We start from the raw sequence: 5,960 nt of genomic DNA, 5'->3' as shown, positions 1-5,960 counted from the left end.
TGCTGCTGACCGATATCGGCGGTGACGGCGGCGGGAAGACCGTCGCGGAGTCCCCGAAGCCCTCGCCGTCCGTCAGCAGCAGCCCCGTACTGCCGCCCGGTGTGAAGTGCGGTGGTGACGACTGCTCAGGACAGGACCCGGAGACGATGGGCTGCGGCGGAGAGTTCGCCACGACCGTCTCCAGCGCCACGGTCGGTACGGCCCTGATCGAGGTACGCCACAGCCGGACGTGCGGAGCGGCCTGGGCGCGGATCACCCAGGCCACGACGGGCGACGAGGTACGGATCACCGCGGGCGGCAAGGCCCAGAACGGTGTGGTGGAGGTGGCCACCAACGCGTACACGCCGATGGTCGCCGTACCGGATCCCGGCAGCGCGAAGGCGTGCGCGACACTCACGACGGGCGAGACGGGCTGCACCTCCACGCAGTGAGCGGAGCGGCCGACGGCACGTCCGCGGGCACCACGGACACGCCGTCGTGAGCCGTGCCACAAGGGGCCGACGGCCCGGGCGGACGCGGGTCGGATAGCCTGATCGCCGGATATCTCTTCACGTCAAGATTCGCGGCCGCGGAGATGTCCCGCACCAGGGGCAGGGACCCCCACCGCCAGCGTCTTACGGAGACCGCCATGACCCGCACTCCCGTGAATGTCACCGTCACCGGCGCGGCCGGCCAGATCGGCTACGCGCTGCTCTTCCGCATCGCGTCCGGCCATCTGCTCGGCGCGGACGTGCCGGTCAAGCTCCGTCTCCTTGAGATCCCGCAGGGCCTCAAGGCCGCCGAGGGCACCGCGATGGAGCTGGACGACTGCGCCTTCCCGCTGCTCGGCGGCATCGAGATCACGGACGACCCGAACGTCGCCTTCGACGGCGCGAACGTGGCACTGCTGGTCGGTGCCCGTCCCCGTACGAAGGGCATGGAGCGCGGCGATCTGCTCTCCGCCAACGGCGGCATCTTCAAGCCGCAGGGCAAGGCCATCAACGACCATGCCGCGGACGACATCAAGGTCCTCGTCGTCGGCAACCCGGCGAACACCAACGCGCTGATCGCGCAGGCCGCCGCGCCCGACGTACCGGCCGAGCGCTTCACCGCTATGACCCGTCTCGACCACAACCGCGCCATCTCGCAGCTCGCCGCGAAGACCGGCGCCGCCGTCTCCGACATCAAGCGTCTGACGATCTGGGGCAACCACTCCGCCACCCAGTACCCGGACATCTTCCACGCGGAGATCGCCGGCAAGAACGCCGCCGAGACCGTCAACGACGAGGTCTGGCTGGCCGACACGTTCATCCCGACCGTCGCCAAGCGCGGTGCGGCGATCATCGAGGCCCGTGGCGCCTCCTCGGCCGCCTCCGCCGCCAACGCCGCCATCGACCACATCCACACCTGGGTCAACGGCACCGCCGAGGGCGACTGGACCTCCATGGGCATCCCGTCGGACGGTTCCTACGGTGTGCCGGAGGGCCTGATCTCCTCCTTCCCGGTCACCGCCAGGGACGGCGCGTACGAGATCGTCCAGGGCCTGGACATCAACGCGTTCTCGCGCGCCCGGATCGACGCCTCCGTGCGCGAGCTCCAGGAGGAGCGCGACGCGGTGCGTGCGCTCGGCCTGATCTGACGATCCCGAAGTCCGAAGCCCGAAGAGCCAAGAACACCGGAACACCGAAAAGCTACGAACACCGGAACGCCTCCGACACCCGTCGGAGGCGTTCCGGTGTACAGCAAGTGAAAAGACGTGTGCGCGGTGTCGTGGGGATGCCCTACGATGCGTGTTTCATCGCTGTCAACTCCGAGTCGAACAAGGGAAGTTGACTCTGCTGACTCTTGCGGCACACGGGGGACTCATTGACCGGGATCGCTATGGAGCCCGCCGCGAGTGAGGCGTGCCGGCTGCTCTGCGCCGGAGTGCATATGGACAGAGGCTTCCGGGACGCCGTCCTCGACGAGCTGTACGTCCACGAGGAGCGTTTCATCGCTCCCTCGACCGGCTTCGACGCGGCCCGGGTGCTCGCGCACGCCGTGCGTGCCCGCCGTACGGAACTGGCCTGGAGCGCCGGCATGCTGGCGCTCTGGATCATCGCCGTCCCGCTCACCGACTGGGTTCTGCTGCTCTTCGTCTTTCCGTGTCTGCTGCTCGCGATCGCACCGTGGATCAGAGGCCGTGGGTCCGGTACGCCGTGGTACCGCAAGGCGGCGGCGCTCGTGGTCCGCTGGTACGGGCGGCTCATGCTGGCGGTCGTCATCGTGAGCCTGTTGGTCTCGATGGCGGTCGGCCTCTCCGGCGGATCCGACGAAGCAAACGGGTCTGCCGGGTCCGACGCGTTCGCCGCCGACACATCGAGCGGGGCGGTACTGGACACCGGCACACTGGTTCCCGGCATCCCGAGTGTCCCGGACAGCGCCGGCGCTCTCGCGGATCCGGGCCGGGCCTGGACGGCCGTGATCCTGTTGCTGCTGATCGCCGTCGGAGTGGGCCTGCGGCGCGGACAGTTCGCCCGGGTGATGACGAACGAACTCTCCGAGCACCGCTTTCCCGTGGTCTCCTCCGATCCCGCCGAACTGGCCACCGGCGGCCGTCTTCAGCGGCTGAGCGCCCGTATCCGGGCCGAGCAGCACGCACCTCTGGTGATGTACCACTCGGCGAACCCGTTTCTGGGCGTCGGAGAGCCGTTCCGCCCCTGGACACTCGCCGTCGAACTGCGCCCTCGCAAGGACCGGCAGGTCGGTGAGGACGGTACGGAAGGCAAGGGCGGTACGGGCGGTACGGGCGGTAAAGGCAGTACGGACGGCAAGGGCGGTAAGGGCAGCGGGCCGGTGCCGATCGACAACGGCGAGGTCCTGCGCCAGATCGTGCCGCTGCTGGAGGCCCTGCGTGTGCCCTCCCCGCACGGCTCTCCGCAAGCGGCGGCGGCCGTACGCGACCGGCTGCGCGAGCTGCGCGTCGACGAGTGCGTCTTCCTCCCGGTCGACGGGCTCAGACAGCGGGACGGAGCGCCGTACGACGCCGAGAGCTTCGCCCGGCACCGCGCCGACTCCGTCGAGGAGGGAGGCGAGTCACGGCGCCACTTCCTCCGTATCAGAGTGGGCGGATGGCATGAGGAACTGGTCGTCACCGTCTTCGTACGGGTGCACACCCAGGGCGGCATGCTGATGCTGGAGGTCGCTCCGCATGTGCTGCTGCCCGTGCGGCGCCAGTTCCGTGAAGCGGACCGGCTGGCGCACCAGTATCTGAACAACTCCTGGTTCGGCAAGGCCGTCTGGGCCCTGACGCACACGCCGGGATCGATCGGGCAGACGCTCCTCACCCTGGGCCGGTCCGCCGTCGTGGAGTGGCGGCGGCTCGGCGGCGGATACGGCGGCGCGCTGCCGGCCGGGCCCGCGGTCTCCATCCGTGAACTCGGCTCAGACAGCGAGGCCTCGCTCTTCCAGGAGATGGATGTGAGCCGGTATCTCAAGAGCGTGGAGGACCGGGTGGCGGGCGGAGTGCGGCACGCGCTGTACGAAGCGGGCTGGCAGACGGCCGAGTTCGAACAGAAGATCATCAACGTCACCAACGGCGGAGTCTTCATCGAGTCCGCGCAGAACAGCGCCATCGGCATCGGCGATCACAACACGATCGACAACCGCAACGAGGCAGGGGGAGGCAGCAATGGCGGCAACTGACGAGGGCGGTCAGGCGCGTCGGACACAGCCGGCGGAGTCGGCGGAGCCGGCGCGTCCGGCGGTGCGGATCGGCTCGGTGAGCGGCAGCGCGATCGGCATCGGTGACCACAACACCGTCACCAACACCAATACCGGTGGCGCGGGACAGGTGAGCGATCCGGCCCAGGCGGAGCTGCTGGCGGCGGTACGGGCGCTGCGCGAGGACCTGGCGCGCTTCGTCGCGACGGACGGCACCGCCGTGCTCGACGCCGAACTCGTCGCCGCCGAGGAGGAGATCACCACGGCCGGCGCGGCGGGCCCCGGCAGGCTGGCCCGTCTTCGGGACGCGCTGGCGCTGGCGGGCGGTGTCGCCGGGACGCTCGCGTCCGGAGTCGCGGTCGGCCAGGCCGTCGGCGCGATGCTGGGCGGCTGACGGATGGCCGGGGCCAAGCCGCGCTGGAATGCCGAGACCCAGCGGTGGGAGAGCGGCGGCGCACCGTTGGCGTACGTTCCGCCGCCGCCTCCGTTGCCGCTGTTCGCGCCGTACGACCAGGGGCAGGGCCAGAAGCAGGCGCATTCTCAGGCCGGCGTCCGGGAGGAGGGCCTCGGACAGACGGGTGCCGAGCAGACAGGCTTCGTTCAGACCGGCCCGGTCGATCCGTACGGTCGTTTCCTGGGCCAGGGATCCCGCCGTATGCCGCTCGTGGTGATCGCCGTCGCGGCCGTGCTGGGCGCGGGCGCTGTGGCCGTCTGGACCGCCTTGGGCCGGGACGGCGCCGAGGACGGCTCGGCCGCGCGACCGGGCGCCACCGTCTCCGAGTCCGCGTACCCGTCGGACTCCTCCGACTCCCTGGACTCCTCGGCGTCCTCCACCGACGCGGGGACCGACACTCCCACGGACGGTTCCGGCGCCACCGACGTGACCGATGATCCGTCCACCGGCGTTCTGCCGCCCGGCTTCCGGGTGGCCGAGGATCCCAAGGGCTTCACCATCGCCGTACCCGAAGGCTGGGAGCGGAGCTCGCGCAGCAACGGCGTCTTCTACACGACGAGCGACGAGAGCAGCCTGATCCAGGTCTTCGCGATCTCCGAGGAGAACATGACATCGCTGGATCTGGTCCAGCAGTCGTCGGCGGATCTCGCGGCGAGGAACAAGGGCTATACGGAGGTCGCCGTCGGTACGGTCGTCGGCGGCGACGAGAACCCGGCCGGTGACGCCGCCGAACTGGTGTACTCGTACGACAGCGACAAGGCCGGAGGCCGCCGCCAGGTCATCGAGCGGGTCTTCACCGCGACCGACGGCGGGCAGTACGCGGTGCTGGTGGCCGCTCCTGCGGGAGAGGTGGCGGATCTGCGGCAACTGCTGGGCACGGTCCTGGAACCTTTCGAGCCCGGCTGGAGCTGACAGGCGGCTCCGGCGCGGCTCCGGACAGGGCCTGGGCGGTCAGTGCGCGAACTGGCCCGGTGTGTAGTGGCCGGGCACCATCCGGGTGGAAACACCGAACCGGTTCCAGGCGTTGATCACCGTGATCGCGGCGATCAGATGCGCCAGCTCCGTCTCGTCGAACTGCTCCGCGGCCTTCTCGTACACCTCGTCCGGCACGAAACCGTCGGTCAGCACGGTGATCGCCTCCGTCAGCTCGATCGCCGCGATCTCCTTCGGTGTGTAGAAGTGCCGCGACTCCTCCCACGCGCTCAGCTGGATGACACGCTCCACCGACTCGCCGGCCGCCAGCGCGTCCTTGGTGTGCATGTCGAGGCAGAACGCGCAGTGGTTGAGCTGGGAGGCGCGGATCTTGACCAGTTCGAGCAGTGTCGGATCGACGCCGTGCCGGGCCGTGGCGTCCAGCCGGACCATGGCCTTGTAGACCTCGGGGACGAGCTTGGCCATGTCCAGACGCGGCGAGTGCTCGGGTGCGTATCGGTTCGTTTCGTTCTCTGTGCGCGTTGTCATAGCTACGACGCTACGCGCCCGGTGGCACAGAGGTATGGTCCATTCCCATGACGGATTCCTGGGCCAATTCCGCGGCCGGACCTGCTGCTTCCACGGCAGGACCTGCTGCGAGCGGCGTCCTCGGTGTCGATCTCCATCTTGAGCTCCGTGGCTCCGGGCTGCGCGCCGGACTCATGGACGCCCTGCGCGAAGCCGTCCGTACGGGCAGGCTCGCGCCGGGCACCCGGCTGCCGTCCTCCCGCACGCTCGCCGCGGACCTGGGCATCGCCCGTAACACCGTGGCCGACGCGTACGCCGAACTGGCCGCCGAGGGCTGGCTCACCGCCCGGCAGGGCTCGGGCACGCGCGTGGCCCGGCGGTCCGC

General features: G+C 69.9%; 7 protein-coding genes. 6 read left to right on the top strand and 1 reads right to left on the bottom strand.

The window, feature by feature from the left end; translation table 11 throughout:
• The 5 genes from GA0115259_RS28060 to GA0115259_RS39255 form a co-directional block, all read left to right on the top strand.
• The coding region (locus GA0115259_RS28060; protein WP_141716716.1) for a DUF2690 domain-containing protein at positions 1-431 on the top strand (431 nt) is incomplete at its 5' end.
• Between the two features lie 197 nt (positions 432-628).
• Positions 629-1,618 carry a malate dehydrogenase gene (locus GA0115259_RS28055; protein WP_093602219.1) on the top strand — a complete coding sequence of 330 codons (990 nt, stop codon included), beginning with the start codon at positions 629-631 and terminating at the stop codon, positions 1,616-1,618.
• A gap of 227 nt (positions 1,619-1,845) precedes the next feature.
• Positions 1,846-3,663: a hypothetical protein gene (locus tag GA0115259_RS28050; RefSeq protein ID WP_141716715.1), complete on the top strand. Its 1,818-nt coding sequence runs from the start codon at positions 1,846-1,848 to the stop codon at positions 3,661-3,663.
• Entirely contained in the window at positions 3,650-4,075 is a 426-nt protein-coding gene (locus GA0115259_RS28045; RefSeq protein WP_093602215.1) for a hypothetical protein, read from the top strand. Before GA0115259_RS28050 ends, GA0115259_RS28045 begins: the two co-directional genes overlap by 14 nt.
• A gap of 3 nt (positions 4,076-4,078) precedes the next feature.
• A complete protein-coding gene (locus GA0115259_RS39255; RefSeq protein WP_107469277.1) occupies positions 4,079-5,047 on the top strand; it encodes a hypothetical protein in 969 nt (322 codons plus the stop codon).
• Positions 5,048-5,086: 39 nt separating this feature from the next.
• Here the strand turns inward: GA0115259_RS39255 and GA0115259_RS28030 are convergent, their stop codons facing one another.
• On the bottom strand, positions 5,087-5,596 hold the full coding sequence (locus GA0115259_RS28030) for a carboxymuconolactone decarboxylase family protein (protein WP_093602209.1): 510 nt from the start codon (positions 5,594-5,596) through the stop codon (positions 5,087-5,089).
• 47 nt (positions 5,597-5,643) lie between these two features.
• Between GA0115259_RS28030 and GA0115259_RS42225 the strand changes: the two genes are divergently transcribed.
• Positions 5,644-5,960, top strand: a 317-nt coding sequence (locus GA0115259_RS42225) for a GntR family transcriptional regulator (RefSeq protein ID WP_237540550.1), incomplete at its 3' end; no start/stop codon positions are given.

Source organism: Streptomyces sp. MnatMP-M17 (assembly GCF_900091995.1).
Classification (GTDB): domain Bacteria; phylum Actinomycetota; class Actinomycetes; order Streptomycetales; family Streptomycetaceae; genus Streptomyces.
The sequence above is the reverse complement of the archived record's forward strand: the minus strand, read 5'-3'. Positions and strand labels throughout refer to the sequence as shown.

What these genes read in the sequence shown, in the direction of transcription:
- GA0115259_RS28045 (WP_093602215.1), top strand. Translation starts at nt 3,650, where the DNA reads ATGGCGGCAACTGACGAGGGCGGTCAGGCGCGTCGGACACAGCCGGCG.
- GA0115259_RS39255 (WP_107469277.1), top strand. Translation starts at nt 4,079, where the DNA reads ATGGCCGGGGCCAAGCCGCGCTGGAATGCCGAGACCCAGCGGTGGGAG.
- GA0115259_RS28055 (WP_093602219.1), top strand. Translation starts at nt 629, where the DNA reads ATGACCCGCACTCCCGTGAATGTCACCGTCACCGGCGCGGCCGGCCAG.
- GA0115259_RS28030 (WP_093602209.1), bottom strand. Translation starts at nt 5,596, where the DNA reads ATGACAACGCGCACAGAGAACGAAACGAACCGATACGCACCCGAGCAC.